Genomic DNA, 1,107 nt, shown 5'->3' on the forward strand with positions numbered 1-1,107 from the left:
TAAGTAGTTTCTAAAAATTAATGTACATATGTTGGCACGGTTTTTGCAGTATGGTAAGGTAAACGACTATGAGAATTACAGAAGTAAACCTTACAAAGAAACAGAGAGTGGAGTTGGAGTATATCGTACACTTCGACTCCCGTCCTTTCATGCAATTACGCAGCCAGATAGTGTTATACAAAGCGGATGGTCTGTCATCGAAAGCGATAGCGGAGAAGCTGTCATGTTCAGAACACAAGGTCAACCGCTGGGTGAACCGATATCTCTGCAATGGAGCGGATGGATTGCGGAACAAGCCCGGACAAGGTTGCAAGCCTATCATGGACAGCTCAGACGAGGAAGCAGTCATAAAGGCAATCGAGAACGACAGGCTGAGTGTTATGAAAGCCAAGGAGAGATGGCAGGAAGCCACAGGCAAGGAGGCGTGTCGCGACACGTTCAGGGCTTTTTTATCAGCCTTGGCGCAAGATTTGGACGTATAAGGAAGACGACCAAAGGGACACCCTCGCCGCAACTCTACGCTTATAAGAAGGAGAAGTTGCAAGAGCTTGTAAAACAATACGACGCCGGACTCATAGACCTCTTTTTCGGGGATGGAAGTTTCACATGCACTGAAGGATACGTGCCTTATGGATGGCAGTTTCCATGGGAAAATGTGACAATCCCATCTGAAAGATACAAGAGACTCAACATATGGGGAATGATCGACTACAGGAGCAACTACCATGGTTTCACATCCATGGAAAGCATGACATCCGAAAAAATAGCAGATTTCCTTGATAAATTTTCCCTCACGATAAAGAGAGAGACTTTCATCGTGCTGGATAATGCAAAGGTGCATCGCAGCAAACTTATGAAGGAAATGAGAAAGATTTGGGAGAAGAGAGGACTCTTTCTTTTCTTCCTGCCTCCTTATTCCCCTCATCTCAACATAGCGGAAACTCTCTGGCGAATGCTGAAAGGCCAGTGGATACAACCATCCGACTACGCCTCGGCAGACAACCTCTTTTATGCTGTCAACCGGGCGTTGGGCGCGTTGGGGACTGCCAATCGCATCAACTTTACTATGAGAGCTTGATATGTTCATTTATTTTTCTGAAGTACTTA

At 45.7% G+C, this 1,107-nt stretch carries 2 protein-coding genes; both read left to right on the forward strand.

Annotated features, from left to right (window positions below):
* Positions 1–68: 68 nt before the first annotated feature.
* Positions 69–482 carry a helix-turn-helix domain-containing protein gene (locus tag E5331_RS20075; protein WP_123482184.1) on the forward strand — a complete coding sequence of 138 codons (414 nt, stop codon included), beginning with the start codon at positions 69–71 and terminating at the stop codon, positions 480–482.
* Positions 398–1,078 (forward strand): transposase, encoded by a 681-nt coding sequence (locus tag E5331_RS20080; protein ID WP_275441325.1) that lies wholly within the window; start codon positions 398–400, stop codon positions 1,076–1,078. The genes E5331_RS20075 and E5331_RS20080 overlap by 85 nt, the downstream gene beginning before the upstream one ends.
* The last annotated feature ends 29 nt before the right edge of the window (positions 1,079–1,107 follow it).

Origin of the sequence: Lepagella muris, from assembly GCF_004793975.1 — a bacterium.
Taxonomy (GTDB): domain Bacteria; phylum Bacteroidota; class Bacteroidia; order Bacteroidales; family Muribaculaceae; genus Lepagella; species Lepagella muris.

Bases quoted from the DNA above. Each gene is read 5' to 3' on its own strand.
- E5331_RS20075 (WP_123482184.1), top strand. From the start codon at position 69: ATGAGAATTACAGAAGTAAACCTTACAAAGAAACAGAGAGTGGAGTTG.
- E5331_RS20080 (WP_275441325.1), top strand. From the start codon at position 398: ATGGCAGGAAGCCACAGGCAAGGAGGCGTGTCGCGACACGTTCAGGGC.